Origin of the sequence: Streptomyces albospinus, from assembly GCF_014648695.1 — a bacterium.
Taxonomy (GTDB): domain Bacteria; phylum Actinomycetota; class Actinomycetes; order Streptomycetales; family Streptomycetaceae; genus Streptomyces; species Streptomyces albospinus.
This window is the reverse complement of record NZ_BMRP01000046.1, coordinates 8,591-26,349: the sequence shown is the minus strand read 5'-3', so window position 1 is coordinate 26,349 and position 17,759 is coordinate 8,591. Positions and strand designations below refer to the sequence as shown.

16 protein-coding genes are annotated in these 17,759 nt (G+C 72.5%); 7 read left to right on the top strand and 9 right to left on the bottom strand.

Annotated elements, in window-relative coordinates; all coding sequences use genetic code 11:
- Positions 1-152 precede the first annotated feature (152 nt).
- On the bottom strand, positions 153-1,499 hold the full coding sequence (locus IEZ17_RS34940; protein ID WP_189307379.1) for a cytochrome P450 family protein: 1,347 nt from the start codon (positions 1,497-1,499) through the stop codon (positions 153-155).
- A gap of 57 nt (positions 1,500-1,556) precedes the next feature.
- Positions 1,557-2,432, bottom strand: coding sequence for a LysR family transcriptional regulator (locus IEZ17_RS34935; protein WP_189307340.1), 876 nt, complete (start codon positions 2,430-2,432; stop codon positions 1,557-1,559).
- Between the two features lie 132 nt (positions 2,433-2,564).
- Here IEZ17_RS34935 and IEZ17_RS34930 point away from each other — a divergent pair, with 132 nt between their 5' ends.
- Positions 2,565-3,800, top strand: coding sequence for an MFS transporter (locus IEZ17_RS34930; RefSeq protein WP_189307338.1), 1,236 nt, complete (start codon positions 2,565-2,567; stop codon positions 3,798-3,800).
- Here IEZ17_RS34930 and IEZ17_RS34925 read toward each other — a convergent pair.
- Positions 3,775-3,999: a DUF397 domain-containing protein gene (locus tag IEZ17_RS34925; RefSeq protein WP_189307336.1), complete on the bottom strand. Its 225-nt coding sequence runs from the start codon at positions 3,997-3,999 to the stop codon at positions 3,775-3,777. The two genes, IEZ17_RS34930 and IEZ17_RS34925, sit on opposite strands and share 26 nt — an antisense overlap.
- Positions 3,986-4,810, bottom strand: coding sequence for a helix-turn-helix domain-containing protein (locus tag IEZ17_RS34920; RefSeq protein WP_189307334.1), 825 nt, complete (start codon positions 4,808-4,810; stop codon positions 3,986-3,988). The genes IEZ17_RS34925 and IEZ17_RS34920 overlap by 14 nt, the downstream gene beginning before the upstream one ends.
- A gap of 98 nt (positions 4,811-4,908) precedes the next feature.
- On the opposite strand from IEZ17_RS34920, the gene IEZ17_RS34915 reads away from it, so the two are divergent.
- From IEZ17_RS34915 to IEZ17_RS34900, 4 genes are all read left to right on the top strand, one after another.
- Positions 4,909-5,367 (top strand): hypothetical protein, encoded by a 459-nt coding sequence (locus IEZ17_RS34915; RefSeq protein WP_308427745.1) that lies wholly within the window; start codon positions 4,909-4,911, stop codon positions 5,365-5,367.
- 260 nt (positions 5,368-5,627) lie between these two features.
- Positions 5,628-5,858 carry a hypothetical protein gene (locus IEZ17_RS34910; RefSeq protein WP_189307333.1) on the top strand — a complete coding sequence of 77 codons (231 nt, stop codon included), beginning with the start codon at positions 5,628-5,630 and terminating at the stop codon, positions 5,856-5,858.
- Positions 5,836-6,345: a DUF6879 family protein gene (locus tag IEZ17_RS34905; protein WP_189307331.1), complete on the top strand. Its 510-nt coding sequence runs from the start codon at positions 5,836-5,838 to the stop codon at positions 6,343-6,345. Before IEZ17_RS34910 ends, IEZ17_RS34905 begins: the two co-directional genes overlap by 23 nt.
- Before the next feature lie 25 nt (positions 6,346-6,370).
- Positions 6,371-7,216 carry a helix-turn-helix domain-containing protein gene (locus IEZ17_RS34900; protein ID WP_189307328.1) on the top strand — a complete coding sequence of 282 codons (846 nt, stop codon included), beginning with the start codon at positions 6,371-6,373 and terminating at the stop codon, positions 7,214-7,216.
- Between the two features lie 758 nt (positions 7,217-7,974).
- On the opposite strand, the gene IEZ17_RS34895 is transcribed toward IEZ17_RS34900, so the two are convergent.
- The 5 genes from IEZ17_RS34895 to IEZ17_RS34875 form a co-directional block, all read right to left on the bottom strand.
- The gene (locus tag IEZ17_RS34895; RefSeq protein ID WP_189307326.1) at positions 7,975-8,994 is read right to left on the bottom strand and encodes a nucleoside triphosphate pyrophosphohydrolase; all 1,020 of its coding nucleotides are present in this window, start codon (positions 8,992-8,994) and stop codon (positions 7,975-7,977) included.
- A 69-nt stretch (positions 8,995-9,063) separates the two neighbouring features.
- A complete protein-coding gene (locus IEZ17_RS34890) occupies positions 9,064-9,708 on the bottom strand; it encodes a SurA N-terminal domain-containing protein (protein ID WP_189307324.1) in 645 nt (214 codons plus the stop codon).
- A gap of 200 nt (positions 9,709-9,908) precedes the next feature.
- A complete protein-coding gene (locus IEZ17_RS34885; protein ID WP_189307322.1) occupies positions 9,909-11,636 on the bottom strand; it encodes a serine/threonine-protein kinase in 1,728 nt (575 codons plus the stop codon).
- On the bottom strand, positions 11,633-12,262 hold the full coding sequence (locus IEZ17_RS34880; RefSeq protein WP_189307320.1) for a hypothetical protein: 630 nt from the start codon (positions 12,260-12,262) through the stop codon (positions 11,633-11,635). The genes IEZ17_RS34885 and IEZ17_RS34880 overlap by 4 nt, the downstream gene beginning before the upstream one ends.
- Before the next feature lie 328 nt (positions 12,263-12,590).
- Entirely contained in the window at positions 12,591-14,873 is a 2,283-nt protein-coding gene (locus IEZ17_RS34875; protein WP_189307318.1) for an N-6 DNA methylase, read from the bottom strand.
- A gap of 142 nt (positions 14,874-15,015) precedes the next feature.
- On the opposite strand from IEZ17_RS34875, the gene IEZ17_RS34870 reads away from it, so the two are divergent.
- Complete coding sequence (locus IEZ17_RS34870; protein WP_189307315.1) at positions 15,016-15,813, top strand: DUF4190 domain-containing protein; 798 nt, start codon at positions 15,016-15,018, stop codon at positions 15,811-15,813.
- 376 nt (positions 15,814-16,189) lie between these two features.
- Positions 16,190-17,653, top strand: coding sequence for a DUF2079 domain-containing protein (locus tag IEZ17_RS34865; RefSeq protein WP_189307314.1), 1,464 nt, complete (start codon positions 16,190-16,192; stop codon positions 17,651-17,653).
- Positions 17,654-17,759 lie beyond the last annotated feature (106 nt).

Here is a 17,759-nt window from a genome sequence, read left to right as displayed (position 1 = left end):
CGGTCCGGCCGCCGGTCGAACACTCGACCGCGATCGTCCGTGGAAAGGTAACCGGGGTCACGGGTAGTCACAAGTCGGTGTAGCGGAGATCACGTGTAGGTCACGCAGCTGACGTCATGTCAGATGCGGGCGGTCGCGGCGCCCTTCGCCGGTCAGCGGACCTCCGGCGTGAACTCCACCGGCAGGGACCGCAGTCCGCGCATGATGAGCCCGCCACGCCAGCGCAGATCGTCCGGTTCCACCGCAAGTCGGATGTCCGGGAGCCGGGTCAGCAGGGTCGCGAGCGCGGTCTGCCCTTCGAGGCGGGCCAGCGGCGCGCCGAGGCAGTAGTGGATGCCGTGCCCGTACCCCAGGTGCGGGTTGTCACGCCGGGTGAGGTCGAGCACGTCCGGCTCGGTGAACCGCGCCGGGTCGCGGTCGGCGGCGGCCAGCACCACGAGCACCGGGTCCCCCTCGGCGATCCGCTGCCCGCCCAGCGTCAGCTCCCGGGTCGCGAACCGCCAGGTGGCCAGCTCCACGGGACCGTCGTACCGCAGCAGTTCCTCGATGCCGGTGGCGAGGAGTTCGCTGTCGCCGGCCGCCATCGACTTCTGGAGCAGCTCGCGCTGGGCGGGGTGGCGCAGGAGCGCGTAGGTGCCGTTGCCGATGAGGTTGACGGTGGTCTCGAAGCCGGCGAAGAGCAGGATGAAGGCCATCGCCGCGGCCTCGTTCTCGGTGAGGTGCTCGCCGTGGTCGGAGGCGCGGATCAGGCCGGAGATCAGGTCCTCGTCCGGGGCGGCGGTCGCGCCCAGGCCCGCCCGCTTGCTGTGGATCAGCTCGGCCAGGTACGTGCGCATCTTCTTCACCGAGCGGGCGACGCCGCCGCGCGGTCCCCCACCGTGCCCGGCTTTGGTGTGTCGCAGCATCATGCCCGCCCAGTCGCGGAAGTCGTCCTGGTCCTCGGGCGGGACACCGAGCAGGTCGCAGATCGCGTAGATCGGCAGCGGGAACGCGAACTCGTGGATCAGGTCCGCACTCCCCCGGGTCGCGAAGCCGTCGATCAGGCGGTCCGTCAACTCCTGTATGCGTGGTGCGAATTCGGCGACCCGGCGGGGCGTGAACGCCTTCGACACGAGGCGGCGCAGCCGGGTGTGGTCCGGCGGGTCGATGTTCAGCAGATGCGTCATCAGATTCGCGCTGCGCTCGCCGGGGATGCCGATCCTGCCCTTGCCGTGGGCCGCCTCGGAGTGGTGCACCGGGTTCTTGGACAGCCGCGCGTCGGCGAGCGCCTGCCGGGCGTCCACGTAGCGGGTGACCAGCCACGCCTCGACGCCGCTGGGCAGCTCCGTCCGGTGCACCGGCGCGTGCTCCCGCAGCCAGGCGTACGCCGGATACGGATCGGCGGCGAACTCCCAGGTGAAGAGGTCGGGCGCGGGGGCCGCCGCCGGGGCGGCGGGACAGCGCGCGGGACCTTCGGCGGGCGGGGCCTCGGGGCGGGCGTCGGCGTGGGCGTCGGACATCTGCTGCACATATCGACCGTAACTGGTGACGCACCCGCCCCATCCCGCCCGCGCGTCTCACCCCTGCTCGACGCCCAGCCCCTCCAGGAACGCCGCGGCGGCCGGCGACGGCCCCAGCCCGCTCCACACCACCCGCTCGGTGCGCTCCGGCGCGGGCCGTACCCGGACGATGTGCAGCCCGGTCAGCTTGCGGGCGAACGCCTCCGGCACCATGCCGATGCCGAGCCCGGCCCGGACCAGCTTCGCCAGGAACTCCACGGTGGTCACCTCGAACGCCACCTCCGACGCCAGCCCCGCCGCCCGGAACGCCTCCTCGCGCTGGCGGCGGGCCGCCGAGCCCTCGGCGTAGTCGACGAAGGTCTCGCGCGCCACCCGCGCCAGCGTCGTCCACTCCCGCCCGGCCAGCGGATGCTCCGGCGGCACCACCGCGACCAGCTCCCCGTGCGCCAGCACCTTCTCCCGTACGCCGACCGTGCGCGCCCCGGGCACCAGCCCGACGAACGCCACGTCCAGCGCGCCCTCCCGCACCCGCTCGATCAGCGGATCGCTCATCTCCATCTGGAGGCTGATCCGCACCTTCGGATACCTCGTCCGGAACGCGCCCAGCTCGCGGGCGAGATCGACGGCCTCCACGGTGGAGATCGCCCCCACCGCCAGCCGCCCGCGCACCTCGCCGGTCGCCGCGTCCACCTCGGCGCGGGCCCGCTCGGCCGCCTGGAGCGCCTGCCGGGCGACCGGTACGAAAGCTTCCCCGGCAGCGGTCAGCCGCACGCGCCGGCTCGTCCGGTCGAAGAGCCGGGCGCCCAGCTCCTTCTCCAGCCGGGCGACCTGATGGCTGAGCGCGGACTGCACCACATGGCAGCGCTCCGCGGCCCGGGTGAACCCACCGGTCTCGGCGACCGCGACGACGTACCGCATCTGCTGGAGCTCCATGCGCGCGATCGTAGGCGCGCGACCACCGGCACCCGCCGCCAGCAATCCCTCTCGATCCATCTCTTTTCACGATCGATGCGATGAAAACCATGCGTTGGACCGATGGATGGGGCAGCCCCGAGGCTGGATGCCATGAGAACCGTCGCGCCGCAGGACACCGCACCGGACACGCACGCACCGCCGCCCCACATGGGTCGCGGCACCCTGCTGCTGATGTCCGCCGCCGCCGGGCTGTCCGTCGCCGGCAACTACTTCGCCCAGCCGCTCCTGGACGTCATAGGCCACGACCTCCACCTCTCCACCGGCACCGCCGCACTGGTCGTCACCGTCGCCCAGACCGGCTACGGGCTCGGCCTGCTGCTCCTCGTCCCCCTCGGCGACCTCCTGGAACGCCGGCGGCTCGCGGTCGTCCTCTGCGCCCTGACCGCCGCCTTCCTCACCGTGACGGCGAGCGCCCCGAACGGCGCGCTGCTCCTCGCCGGCACCGCCCTGACCGGTCTGGCCTCGGTCGCCGCCCAGGTCGTCATGCCGTTCGCGGCGACCCTGGCCGCTCCCGAGGAACGCGGCCGGACCGTGGGCACCGTGATGACCGGCCTGCTGCTGGGCATCCTGCTGGCCCGTACGGCGGCCGGGCTGCTCGCCGAACTCGGCGGCTGGCGCACGGTCTACTGGGTCAACGCCGCCCTGATGCTGCTGATGGCCGTCCTGCTGCGCCTGCGCCTGCCCGCCCTCCGTACCACCGCCGGACTGCGCTATCCCGCCCTGCTCCGCTCGACTCTGGCCCTGTTCGCCCAGGAACCGGTGCTGCGCTGGCGGGCAGCGCTCGGCGCACTGACCTTCGCGGGCTTCAGCATCCTGTGGACGGCGATGGCGTTCCTGCTGTCGGGGCCCGCGTACGGCTGGCAGGAGTCGGCGATCGGGCTGCTGGGGCTGGTCGGCGCGGCCGGTTCGCTCGCCGCCTCGGTCGCCGGGCGGCTCGCGGACCGCGGGCTGGTCCACCGGGTCACCGGCGTCTGCGCGTTCCTGCTCCTCGGCTCCTGGGGACTCCTGGCGGCCGGGGGCGCGGGCGGCGGCTGGTCGCTGGCGGCGCTGCTGGCCGGCGTCATCGTGCTGGACCTCGCCGCCCACGGGGTGCACGTCAGCAACCAGAACCTGGTGTACGGGGTACGCCCCGAGGCCCGCAACCGCCTCAACTCGGCTTACATGACCAGCTACTTCGTGGGCGGCGCGGTCGGCTCCGCACTGACCTCGGTGGTGTGGAGCGTCGGCGGCTGGGGCGGCGTCTGCGCGCTGGGGGCGGGGATGGCGGTGGCTGTGGTGGGGGTTTGGCTGGTGGAGCGGCTCAGGCGGAGAACTCCCCACTCCTGACGGCCGCGACGAACGCCGACCAGGTTTGGGAGGGGAAGACCAGCGCGGGGCCGGTGGGGCGCTTGCTGTCGCGTACGGGGACGTGGGCGTGGCCGCGGGCTACTTCCAGGCATTCGCCTTGATCGCCGCCGCTGTGACTGGACTTGTACCACCCGGTGAGGATGGACGAGTCGGAGACGATGCCCTTAGTGCTGCCCATGCGCGTGTTCCTCTGCTGCCGCCCTGACGAGGGCCAGTGACTCCTGTTGCGACAACGCGTCGCCCAGAGCCAGAGCGTAGGCCGTCTGGCAGGCACTCACCAGGGCCGGGTCATCCATCAAGTTCCCGGTCACGAAGCCCTCGACGTAGGCCACCGGGGCCGAGTCCGCAAAGCTCATGAGTGTGAGCAGACTCTGCTGGAGCGCATGTGCCCCCACCTTGTTCGGCAGTACGTGGAGTCGCAACCGCCCCGCCTCGGTCATGTCCGCGATCCTGTGCAACTGGTCGGCCATGACTCGCCCCCCGCCGACGCGGCGCCGGAGAACGGCCTCGTCGAGCAGCGTCCACGCGACCGGCTGCATCGGCCCGTCGAGGATGCGGCGGCGTTTCGTTCGGATGACGACGAACTCGTCAAGCTCCTCGGCTGTGTAGTTCGGCCGGTAGGCGCGGAACAAGGCGCCTGCATAGTCGTCGGTCTGGAGCACACCGGGGACCAGCGTCAGCGCGAAGTGCTGGATCAGCGTGGCCTGTTGCTCCAATTCGGCCACGGCCGCGAAATGATCGGTGTACTTCGACTCCAGGTCCTCCAGCCACCGGACGAAGAAGCCATCCGTCCCCAGCGCCTGATCGATCCGCTGCGCGTCATCCGGCCTCGGAAGCCGCCTGCCCGCCTCGAAATGGCTGATCAACGTCGGCGAGCACACCACGACCTCGCTCAGCGCCTCCTGTGTCATGTCGGCCGCGATGCGCCGGATCCTCAGCTCCTCCCCGTACTTCTCCCTGGGAGTGCGTGGCCGGTATTGCCTCTCCATGGGCTGAACTCCCCTGCTTGACAGCTGCGTTGTCGGGCTCGTCCCACTAGCAGCGTAGCCAGAACAGGCCCGACCCTGTGAGGGAACGACCACACAGCGTGAAGAAGCGCAGGACCCTCGCGACCGGCGCACACCGGCCCGAGGGCGTGGCCACCAACCCCATGGAGGTTGACGACATGACCGAGCCTAATCGAGGGCTCCCGGACGGCGGGCGGCTTCTGCCATGGACCGGTCCGGAAGGGAAACCGTGCTATCTCCTCGCGAGCGACGGGGCCGGATACGTCTCCCGTATGGCCGACCGGGTCGAGGCAGCGCAGCTCGAATCGGCGGCGGAACTCATCGAGGAAGCCGGTCACGTCCTGCGCGCACGTACGTGGACGCCCGGCGAAATCCACCTGCTCGCGGCCGACTTGACCACCTCGCTCGCCAACGTGCGCCGGGTGGCGGTGAGTCGGGGCGCCCGGCTGCCCGCGCCTGCGTACGACGACCCGGATGACGGCGCCGAAACCGACGCCGACGACGGGCACCGGGCGGGCAAGGCGGATCATCTGCTCTGACCCGCAGTGCCGCCTGTCTCCGGCTCGGCTTCGGGGCCTCCCCGAGTGCGCGCTTGGCCCCGGGGTGGCCCAGACCCAGGAGGTGGTTGATGGCGGCCACGTCGGAGATCACAGGACACCCACACTCTCCTGTGCGACGCCTGCGGGCGACCGTGACGAAGGCAGCGCGGGTTAGAAGTTCGTGCAAGTCGCTGGCAAGCTGGGGTGATCAGGCGCAAGCTCAATCATGTTGATCGTCACCCAAGGCAGGGGAGGACACCATGGCTTTGCAGCGACTGGGCAAGGACCCGGAGAGCCCTAACAACGGCTCACCGACTGTGTACCTGGACGACGAGACCGGGAACTACATCCTGCAAGGATGGCGGGTCACGGACGCTGAGCGGCTTGCCCAGATGGACATCCCGGCTCATGAAACCGTGATCGAGTTCCCCAGGCGCATGATGCAGTTCTTCCCGGAGGTGAGCGGTGGTGACGGCGGAGCCGGCATTTGAGGAGCTGTTCCGGTCTGCCCAGCAGAGTGCGTGGCACTTCGAAGCCAGGGACGCGTACGCGCTGGATGCGGACTACCAGGAGTGGACAGCGGGAAACCATTTCGATCCCGCCGAGCGCTGGCCCTGGTGGATCAACCTTGTTTCCGCTTCGGTGGCCCGTGGCGTGGACGTGCGGCGTGCGCGAGTCGTCTCGGAACCCGTCTCCACCTACATTCGCTATGAGCACGCGCTCACCAGCGGACACAACGTCAAGGCCGGCGAGTCGGTGCGCTGGCTGCCCCGTCGGCAGGCATCTTCGCTGCTGCTGCCGGGTAACGACTGCTGGGTCTTCGACGGGTCGTCCGTACTCTTCAATCACTTCAACGGTGACGGAGAGATGACCGGCGGAGAGCTGGTGACCGACCCCGCTGTGGTTCGCGCGTGTGTGACGGCGTTCGAAGCGGTCTGGGAACGGGCGACTCCTCACGAGGAGTACCGGCCGTTCTGACAGCACGCACCCGGAACACTCGAACGTGACTTCATCGTCCAGCGTCCAGCAAGCCCGAGAGGCACTAGGCAAGCGCCTGCGCGAGATCCGGAAGGACTCAGGACTGACAGCGCGGGAGCTTGCCGCTCGGGCAGGCTGGCATGAGAGCAAATGCAGCCGTATCGAGAACGGCCGTACAGCGCCGTCCGACGATGATCTGCGGGTGTGGACACTGCGCTGTGGCGCAGAGGAGCAGACGGCCGATCTGATAGCCACCGCGCGCAACATCGACGGTGCGTATATCGAGTGGCGACGCATGGAACGGTCGGGTCTCCGCCGGGCACAAGAGTCGGTACTCCCGCTCTGGGACCGAACGCGGCACTTCCGCGCCTACTCGTCGTGGCTGATCCCCGGCCCCCTCCAAACCCGTGCCTACATCGAGGCACTTCTCAGGGCGATTCGCGACCGGCACGACCTGCCCGACGACCTGGACGAGGCCGTTCAAGTCCGGGTGGACAAGCAACGCATCCTCCAGGAGGGGCCCCGCCGCTTCGCTGTCCTTTTGGAAGAGAGCGTCCTACGACACGGCATCGGCGGATCAACGACCATGGCTGGCCAACTCGGCCACCTCCTGTCTGTAGCCACCCTCCCCAACGTCAGCCTGGGAGTGATCCCGCTTGGCGCTGACCGCACCGCGCTGTGGCCAGTAGAGGACTTCTGGATCTTTGACCACGCCCAAGTCAACGTGGAACTCGTGTCTGCCTTCCTGACCATCACGCAGCCACACGAGATCAGCATGTACGCCCGCACCTTCGCTGGCTTGGCGGACTTGGCCGTCTATGGTGCCCAGGCACGGGCACTGATCACGGCGGCAATCGGCTCTATCGGGTGAGCAGGCGCAAGTTCGCGCAAGTGCGTTGAGGCCAACTCCCGGCTATTTCTAGCGTTGTCGCCATGCGGAAGACGTGTGGAGACGGCGAGAGCCATGACCAGCCGATTCGGTACAGCCCAGCGCCCTGGAGAACTGTCGCTGGACGCCTGGCCATTGGAAGACACCCCGGCCCGTCATGTGGGTCTACCGCATCTGCCCGGCGGTAGTCGGAGCCTGAAGACTCCCGCCCCGGCGGCGGAAACCCTGGACAGGTGAAGCGCCGGGACGGGTGCCCCAACCGCAGAGAAACCGCTCTGCGGCTTACCGGCCATGCCCTCGACGGTACGGCGGCGTGGCCCCTCGCGAAAGAGGAGGTTGGTAAATGAGTGCAGTGAGCGTCGATACGTATGAGACGCGCACACCCGACACCGAGGGATGGCGCGGTATCCCGTTCCGCCACCCCGTCGGCATGGAAGCCGATGGCGGGAAACACGACGGTGGCCCCATGCCGCCCGAGGCTCCGCGTGACCCGCAGCCGCAAGGGGGAGACGGGAAGTGACCCCGGCCCGCTGAGCGACCGCGAGTAAGGCAGCTCAGTGCGTCGGACAGCGACGCTCCCGACCGGATAAGCCTGGACTGAGCGCGCTCAGGTTCCCGCCCCGGTCCGCCTCCCTTGGCGAGGTGCCGCTTCGGCGGTGAGGGCGCGGCACTGGCCCCGTCCGTGCACTGCGGTGCATGGGCGGGGCGCTGTGCTGTCCGGCCCCGCTCCCCCAACGGTGCTAAGCGGCGCCCCCCTCGGCCGCCACCACCGCATCCCGGTACGTCCGGGCCGCGGCGCGCAGGGCTGCCTCCGGGTCGACGCCCTCGGACTCGGCGCGGACGGCGAGGGAGAGGAGTTCGTAGCCGATGCCTTGGCCCGAAGGGGTCGGGACGTCCAGGCCCGCCGTGCGGACCCGTGAGGCGAGCTTCGCCGCCAGGGCGAGGCCGGGCTGGGCGAGCGGGATGCCCTCGGTGACGGACTCGCGCTGCTTCTCCTCGGCCTTGGTGCGGAGCCAGTGGGCCTTGACGTCCTCGGGGGTCTCGGCGGTCTCGGCGCCGAAGACGTGGGGGTGGCGGTGGAGCAGCTTCTCGACGATCGTGCCGGCCACGTCGTCGACCGAGAACGGCTCGTCGGGGTCGTCCTGGGCGATCCGGGCGTGGAAGACGACCTGGAGGAGCACATCGCCCAGCTCCTCGCGCAGCGCGTCGCGGTCGCCCTCCTCGATGGCCTCGACCAGCTCGTACGCCTCCTCGATGGCGTACTTGGCCAGGTCGCGGTGGGTGCGGATGCTGCTCCAGGGGCACTCGGCGCGGATCTGGTCCATGACCTGGACGAGGTCGAGCAGGCGGGCGCCCGGCAGGTCGTAGGAGCCGGGGAGCAGTTCCAGGTCGGGCATGGTCTCGCGGCCGGAGCCGGCCAGCCGGGCCAGGCCGTCGGTCAGCGCGCTCTCGCCGGCGGCGGAGGTGATGACGACGGCCGTACGGGCGCCCGGCACGCAGTAGTCGACGAGCTCGCGGGCGGTGGGGGCGGCGATCTCGACCGTGACGCCGGCCTCCCGCAGGTAGGGCAGCTGCGGATGGTCCGGGTCGGCGCACAGCACCCGCTCGGCGGCCCGCACGATCTGCCACGCGGGCCAGGACAGCAGTCCGGGGGCGACCCGGTGGCTGGTGGTGAGGAGGACCAGGCGGCCGGTGCCGGCGCCCTGGGGGTGGGGCTCGGCGCCGGTGTCGTCGGCGGCGGAAGTGGCGTCAGCGTTCACCCATCGAACGTAACGCAAGCCGGTGACAGCGACGCCGGCGCCCGTCCCTCCTCGCGCTCCCCTGCTTCCCTACACCTGCTGCTGCCGGGGCGGCGCCGCCGGGGTGATCCACGGGTCCTTGGTCTCGCCGAGGATGACCTGCTGGTCGTCCCACTTGCCGAACCGCGGATTGACGTCGATCCCCATGTCCCGGGACGTCTTGGACAGCGCCTGGGCGAGCTTCTGCTGGCCCTCCGGCTGGTTGCGGTCGGCGCGGAGGTGCCGGGCCAGACCGTCCAGCAGGAGCTGGTTGCGGACCATCGCGTCGATCTCGTCGGGCGCGATGCCCTGCTGGAGCCACATCAGTTTCAGCCGCTCGGCGCCGCCGGACCGCTGCTCCGCCACCGCCCGCCACTGCTGGACGTCGGAGCGGTCGACCGTCACCCCGGCGTCCTTGGCGGCCCGCGCCAGCACCTCGTCGAAGATCATCCCGTTGAGGGTGGCCAGGCTGAGCCGCCCGGTGTTCATGACCAGCTGCGCGCCCTGCGGGGACTTGGCCTGCGCGGTGCGGATGTCCTTCACCCGGGACTGCAACTGCGCGACGGTGATCCGCTTCCCGTCGACGATGGCGGCGGCACCGGGATGCGCAGCGGTGCCGCAGGCGGCGAGCAGGGGCGTCGCGGCCAGCAGAGCGGCGGCGGCGGAAACGGAGAGCGCTGTCCTACGGCGGAACACTTGGCCTCCCGGCAGATCGTGCGACGACGGAACGGACGGAGACTCGACCTTGAGGGGTCGATGCTATGGAGTCGGCGTGGCTGCGGCCACTGCTTCGGCCAACGATCCGTGCGGGGGTCGGGTTCTTTGGGCGGGGGCCGGGCGGGGGCCGGGTGCGTGACCGGAGCACCGGGCCGCGGGCCGCCGGCTCAACCCTGCGCTCAGCCCTGCACCTGGCCCAGCCAGTACAGCGTCCGGCGGATCTCCGACGGGAAGGCGTGGTGCGCTCCGTGCAGGCGTTCGGCGTCGTAGAGGAGGCGGGAGAGGGCCTCCTTGGCGGCGCCGCGTTCGCCCTGGGCCAGCAGGAGGTGGCCTATGGAGCGGCGGATCTCCAGGGGGCGGACGGGGTCGTCGGCGTAGTGCTCGAAGTACGGGAGGAGGGCGCGGTACTCCTCCAGGGCCTGGGACACCTCGCCGAGCTGCTCCAGGCACTGGGCGGCCTCGTAGTGGAACTGGAGGGCCTGCCGGGTGGCACCGGCGCCGGACTCCTTGGCGAACTCCTCGGCCAGGAGCCGGAGTTCGGGCAGTGCGCGGCGGTACTGGCCGTCGTCCATGAGGGTGGCGGCGTACTGCTTGCGGAGGGTGCGGACGACCGGGGAGTGGGCGCCGTGGCGTTCGGCGGCGGCCGGGAGGATGCCGCCGAGGATGTCCACGGCGCGGGTGATGCGGCCCTGGTCGAGGAGGACCTTGACCTCGTCGACGGCGGCGGCCACGTCCGGGACGGCACCGGTGGCCGGGGAGGAGGCGGAGCCGTGCGAAGCGGTGGCGGGGCGGTCGTTCCAGCCGTTCCGGTCCTGCCGGTCCTGCCGGTCCTGCCGGTCGTTCCGGGCGCTCTGGAGGGAGGTGCGGGGGTCGTGTACCGGGCGGGCGGGGGCGGCCGTCGCGGGGACCGGGCGGGCGCCGGGCGACGGCTCGGGGGCGCGGGGGGTGGACAGCGCCGCCGGGGCGGGCGCCGAGCGGACGGGCCAGGGGGCGTGCGGCTGGCGGAAGGGGCGCGTGGGGTCCATGGGAGCCAGCGGGGTGGCTGCCCGAGGGGCCTGTGGGCCAACGGAGGCGGTGGGGAGGAGGGGGGCCAGCGCCTCGTAGACCTCCTGGGCGTCGGCGGGGCGCGCCTGGGGGTCCTTGCGGAGGAGGTGCAGAACGAGCGCTTCGAGGGCTTCGGGGACGTCGGGGCGGAGCCGGCGGACCGGGACGGGCTCCTCGTAGAGGTGGCGGTGCAGGACGCCCAGCGCGGTGGAGCCGGCGAACGGGACCTCGCCGCTGAGGAGTTCGTGCAGCAGCACCCCGAGGGCGTACAGGTCGGTGTACGGGCCGACGGCGCCTCCCATCGCCTGCTCGGGCGCCATGTACGCGGGGCTGCCGATGGGCGAGCCGGTGTGCGTGAGGCGGGTGGTGTCGGTGTCCAGGGCGGAGGCGATGCCCAGGTCGAGGACGATGACGGAACCGTCCGGCCGGATCATGACGTTGCGCGGCTTGAGGTCGCGGTGGACGATCGGCACGGCGTGGACGGAGGCCAGTACGGCGCAGAGCTGGGCGGCGACGGAGACCGCCCACGGCCAGGGGTAGGGGTCGTGCTCGGCGAGGTGGTCGGAGAGGTCGGCGCCGTCGACGTACTGCATGACCAGGTAGAGGTCTTCGTTGTCGCTGCCGGCGTCGTGGACGGTGACCAGGCCGGGGTGGTCGACCTGGGCGGTGACCCGACACTCGCGGACGAAGCGGCGGCGCATCTCCTCGCCGTCCGGCGTGCCCGCGACCCGGTCGGGGCGCAGCAGCTTGACGCCGACCCGGCGGTCCAGACGGCGGTCGTAGCCGATCCAGACCTGGCCCATGCCGCCCTGGCCGAGCAGCACGGAGAGTTCGTAACGCCCGGCGATGACCCGGCCGTTCACCGTCCCTCCTCCTTGCGGAGGTAGTCGCTGAGTTCGTCGAGCTCGGCGCGGACGCGGTCGATGCGCTGGGGCCGTGGGCGCCGGTCGGTTCCGTAGGGCGCGTGGGGAGGCGGTGCGGGGTGAGCGGCCGGCGGCGCATACGGGGGGAGTCCGGTGGCCGTGACGGCGTACGGGTCGGCGGGGGCGGCGGCCGGGGGTGCGCCGTAGGGGGGCGGGGCGGCGGCTGGGGGCATGGCGGGGTGGGCGGGGGCGGCGGTGCCGTATCCGGTCGGCCGGGCGCCGGCACCGTAGCCGCTGGTGCGGGCGGCGCGGATGTCGACGACGAGGTAGTAGGCCACGGCTCCCGCGATCTGGAGCAGCAGGCCGCCGACCGCCGCGTTCGTGCGCCAGTCGGTCGCGGGGTAGCTCGTGATCACCACGCAGCTGCCGAGGAACAGCGCCAGGCCGCCGCCGAAGACCCACCAGCCCTGCTGCCCGCGCTGCACGATGGCGGCCCGCAGCAGCGCGGCCCAGGCCAGGAAGCCCAGGCTGAGCACCGTGGCGGCGACGAAGACCACCCGCAGCGTGAGGACCGTCCCGCGCGCCGGGGGGCGGTGCGGCGGAGGGGCCTGGACGGGGCCGTGCATCACTGCTCCTGAGGGATCGTTCGTGGCCGGGGCCGGGGGCCGTGCTGCCACGGCGGCCGATGGGGGCACCACCCTCTTCGGGCGGGGGGAACTCGGGGAGCGCGGGGCCGGGTGTTCCGGTGCGCGCACGTGCTTGCGAGCGTATAGACGACGCCGGGCGCATGTGCGGGGTTGTGCGGAATGGGTCGGGCCAAATGCCTTTCCCGGCGGGCGCGTTCGGCCGTCCCGCGCGCACCGCCACCCCGGTCCCCCGGACCGACCCGGCCCTACCGTCCATACCGGCCGGGCCCGGACCGGACCGGATCGGTCCGGACCGGATCGGCCCGGCTCAGTCCGGCCCGACCGAGCCGTCCGTCAGCCCGTCGTAGAGCCCCTGCACCAGCTGCTCGCCCAGCCGGGACGCCTGCCGCAGCGCACCCTCGAAGGCGGCCAGGTCGCCGAACCGCCGCCCGTAGCACCGCTGTTCGGCCAGCGGGAGCCGGGGCAGCTGGAGGCGGCGGACGTCGAGCCGGGTGGCGGTGGAGGCGTAGCTGCTGGCCTGCCGGTTGTTGGCGGTGCCGCGCAGGAAGCCGGCGAGGAACCAGGGGTCGAGGGCGGTGGGGTCGGGGCGCAGCAGGGTGAGGTTGCGGCCGAGGGCGGCGCCGGCGGTGGCCTCGTCGACGACCCGGGCGATGGCGCCGCCGCCGAGGACCGGCACCACGACATCGCCTTCGCGGACGAGCACCGGCTCCTCGGGCGGGCCGGCGGACGGCGCTTCGGGGAGGGTGCCGGAGGGGGCGAAGCCGCCGATGACGTCGTGGTCGGTGAGGACCGCGGGCGCTCCGTCGGGTGCCGCGGTGCCCGCGCCGCCGGCGCGCAGGACGAGGGCGCCGGAGCGGGCCAGTTCGCCGACGGTGGTCAGCGGCCAGCGGGCGGCGGACGTCCCGGGGGCGGCGGTGTCCTCGCCGGGGCGCGGGGTGAGTTCGGTGGTACGGGCGAGGGTGGCGGTCAACCGGTCGTGGACCCGGGCGAGTTCGGCGGGGCCGCCGGCCGCGGCGGGCGGTGGGAGGTGCCGGGCGGGTGCCAGGTCGACGTCGTCGCCGAGGAGGTCGATGGCGGCCAGCGAGCGCCGTACGCCGGGCACTTCCTCGATCTCGCCGTCGCGGTCGAAGAGCTGCCAGGCGTCGAGCGCGGTGGCCCGGACGGTCTGCCAGTCGGGCTTGTCGCGGCCGGTGCCGCCGGCGAGCGGCGCGGCGGTGTCGACGACGAGCAGGTGCGGGGCGAGAGGGGTGGTGCCGCCGCGCAGCGGCGACGATGAGGCGCGGTGGCCGGGTGACGGGTGGGCGCCGCCGGGCTTGCGCAGCACCCAGAGGTGCAACGGGATGCTGTGGGGCGGTGCGGCGCCGGCGGGCAGCGCGATGACCGCCCGCAGTGCGCCGCGGCGCAGCAGGTCGGCGCGGATCCGGCGGCCGGAGCGGCGGGAGGCGGCGGCGGGCGGCATGAGGAGGACGGCGGTGCCGCCGACCCGCAGCCGGGCCAGCGCGTGCTGGACCCAGGCCAGTTCGGATTCCGTACGGGCCGGGAAGCCGTACTCCCAGCGGGGGTCGTAGGCGAGTTCGTCGTGGCCCCAGTTGCGTTCGTTGAACGGCGGGTGGACGAGGACGGCGTCGGCGGCGAGCTGCGGGAAGGCGTCGGCGCGCAGGGTGTCGGCGGCCCGGACGCGGACCTCGGCGGCGGGGGCTTCCAGGGCGAGCCGGAGCGCGGTGAGAGCGGCGAGGTCGGGGTCGGCGTCCTGGCCGTGGAGGGTGAGCGGGGCGGCGCCGGGTGACGGGCGGGAATGCTCGCGGGCGGCCGTGAGCAGCGCGCCGGCGCCGCACGCCGGGTCGAGGACGGTACCCAACGTGCCTTCCGGCGCGGCCAGTTCGGCCATCAGCGCGGCCGGTCCGGGCGGGGTGAGGGTGTACTGACGGGGGTTGGCGTCCAGATGCCGGCCGAGCAGGAAGGCGTACGCCTCGGGGGCGCCGTCGGCGGTGGCGAGGTCGCCGGCGGCCCGCACCAGGGCGGCGGACGGGGCGAGCGCCTCGCGGGTCAGGCCCCGTACAGGGTGCTCCGTGCCGAGCCGGCCGGTGAGGACGGATTCCAGCATCGCGGGCAGCACGCCGGTCAGTTCGGCGTCGTCGGCGGCGGCGCGCAGCTGCTGCCAGGCGGCGGGCCGTTCGTGGACCAGCAGCAGCACGGCGCCGGCCTGGCGGAGCGCGGCGGCGGCGCCGGCGGGGTGTCCGACGAGCTGTTGCCAGACCCGCTCGCGCGGCGGCACCTCGGCGAGTTTGCCCTGGTCGCGCAGCCACTGCTCGATGTCGCGGAGGGCGAAGGCGGGGCTGGTCTCGGTGCCGCCGACCGGCTTGGGGAAGTCGGCGTGCCGGCGCCGCCAGTTGCTGACCGCGGCCCGGCCGACGCCGGCGAGCCGGGCGATGCCGGCGGCGGTCACCTCGGCCGGGCGGCCGTCCGCCCCGCTTCCCGCGCTCGCGCCGGCACCCGCGGCGCCGCGGGTCGCGCTGTCGTCCGTCGCCTTCTGCGGCACCTGGCTGGCTCCTGTCCCGATGACCCCCGTGATCTCTGTGTCGACGAGCATACCCATCCACCTTGCACATCCCCCTTCACGGCGTGAACTCATTCGATTGACAGATCCATGTTGACTCGGTTCACACCCCATGCTCTTATTGACCCACCGATTCGACGGAACAGCTTCCAGCGCCCGGAAGGGGCCCCTTCGCATGTCTCAGCAGATGCACTACCAGCCCGTCCCGGAGGGGCCCCACGGCATGCCGGGCCCCGCCCCTCAGGCGGCGCGCAACGGACTGGGCATCGCCGCCCTGATCCTCGGCATCATCGGCGCGCTCAGCGGCATCCCGATGCTGCTGTTCTGGATCGCCGGACCGCTCGGCATCCTGGCGCTGGTCTTCGGCCTGGTCGGGGCGAGCCGGGCCAAGAAGGGCCAGGCCACGAACAAGGGCGTGGCGATCACCGGCACGATCCTGGGCGTGCTCGCGATCATCCTGGCGATCGTCGGCGGCATCGTCACCGTCATGGCGACCAAGCAGGCGGTCGACGAGATCAACAAGCAGGTCAACGGCTCGCAGGCGCAGCCCAAGGACGGCAGCAAGGGCGGCAGCAACAAGTCCTACGGCCCCGGTGAGTTCGCGACCTACCCGGACAAGGGCCTTGAGGTGAGCGTCGCCAAGCCGGCGCCTTACGCAGTCGGCGACATCGCCTCGGGGCACACCGCGGGCAACAAGGCGTACAAGGTCACCGTGCAGATCAAGAACAAGGGCAAGGCCGCCTTCAACCCCGCCCTGACCCAGATCAAGGCGAAGACCGGCGCCGACGGCCGCAAGGCGGAGCAGATCATCGACGGCAAGATCGGCATCGGCTTCGACGGCTCGATCGCCCCGGGCGCGACCGCCACCGTGGACGTCGCCTTCGACGCCCCGCCGACCGCCAAGGAGCTGGACATCGAGGTCACCCCGGACATCGACATGCAGGCCGTGCACTGGAAGCTGCCCACCAGCTGACCCGGCCGCAGCCACCGGGCTCCGCCCCCGCACAGCTCCCCCGACGGCCTCCGGCCCGGCACCGCGTCACCGCGGTCCGGGCCGGAGGCCGTTGTGGCGCACGGCCCGCCGCACCCCCGGTTCCCGGCCTGCCCGCGGGAACGGACGGGCGCGCCGTGGCGTCTGAGTCACCGACGCGCGGCGAGGGGGCACGGCGCGGAGGTCTCCCGACGGCCGGGCCGCGGGGCGTACGGCGCGGTCCGCACCGCACCACTGTTCCCGCGCATGGCCACGGGGGTGCGGGACAGGTGAACAAGGAGGCGGATCGCCCTCCGGGCCCCGCGCCGACCCGTTCACCCATTCGAGTATCTTTTCGGAAACCGAGAGTGAGGACCCCATGGACACGGCCGCAGCACCGGCGGCGCGCGGCCACATCGGGCCGCGCGGCACCGCCGCCACGGCGACCGCGTCCCCCGCCCGTCCGCCGGCGGCCCGCCTCGCCGCCCTCCGGGCGCCGCACCTCGACCCGTACTGGATCGCCGGGCTGTGCTTCCTCGTGTTCGCCGTGCTCTCGTACTGCCGCTTCCGCTCCCTGTCCGACGTGTCCTGGGACCTCGGCATCTTCGAGCAGGCGATACGGGGCTACGCCCACTTCCAGGCGCCGATCGTCGACCTCAAGGGGCCCGGCACCAACATCCTCGGCGACCACTTCAGCCCCGTCCTGGTCCTGCTCGCCCCCTTCTACCGCCTCATACCGTCGCCGCTGACGCTGCTCACCGCGCAGGCCGCGCTGTTCGCACTGTCCGCGGTGCCGGTGACCCGCGCCGCCGCCCGCCACCTCGGCCGCCGGCCGGGCCTGGCCATCGGCGTCGCCTACGGCCTGTCCTGGGGCATACAGAAGGCCGTCGACTTCGACTTCCACGAGATAGCGTTCGCGATGCCGCTGATCGCCTTCGCCCTCGAAGCGGTGCTGCGCGGCCGGTGGAACGCGGCGGTGTGCTGGGCCACGCCGCTGGTGCTGGTCAAGGAGGACCTAGGCGTCACCGCCGCCGCCATCGGCGCGCTGGCGCTGCTCCGCACCCGGCGCGCGAGCCCGCTGCCCATCGCCCTGGTCGCGTTCGGCATCACCGCCACCGCCGTCACCCTCGGCCTGATCATCCCCGGCTTCAACGGCTCCGGCTCGTACGACTACTGGAGCAAACTCGGCGCGCACGGCGGCGCGTCCCCCGCCGTCCCGGTCGACGTCGCACTCCGCACCGTGCTGTGGGTACTGCTCCCCACCACCGGGCTGCTCGCGCTCCGTTCCCCGCTCCTCCTGGTCGCGCTGCCGACGCTCGGCTGGCGCTTCCTCTCCCACGATCCGCACTACTGGGGCATCGACTGGCACTACAACGCCGTCCTGATGCCCGTCGTCTTCCTCGCCCTGGTCGACGCCCTGCCGCGGGCCCGCGCCGCCGCCCGCCCGTGGCTGCGCTCGTACGCACACCACCTGCCGGCCGCCGTACTGGCCGCCGCGCTCGCGCTGACCACCGGCCTCCCGCTGGCCCGGCTGACCGACGCCGCCACCTACCGCAAGCCCCCGGGCGTGGCCGCCGCCGAGCGGCTGCTCGACCAGATCCCCGACGGCGCGACCGTGGAGTCCGACGTCCGCCCGATCAGCCACCTCACCGGCCGGGCCCGCGTCTACTGGACCGGCGACACGGGCGGTCTGGCCCCCGACTACGTCACCGCCCAACTGCCCGACCACCACACGCCCGAACAGGCCCTCGCCGATGTGACCGCCCGTCACCCCAAGTCCACGTACGTCCCCCTGGGCACCGCCGCGGACATCGTCGTCTTCCGGCGGACGTCGGCGGGCTGACGTTGTCGGCCTGCCCACGTTGTCGGCTTTCCCGCCGTGGGGGTTCCGCCGTTCTCCGCCTTCGGCGGAGGGGTTGTTGGGCGGGGGCGCCCGGTGTGTGGTGGGT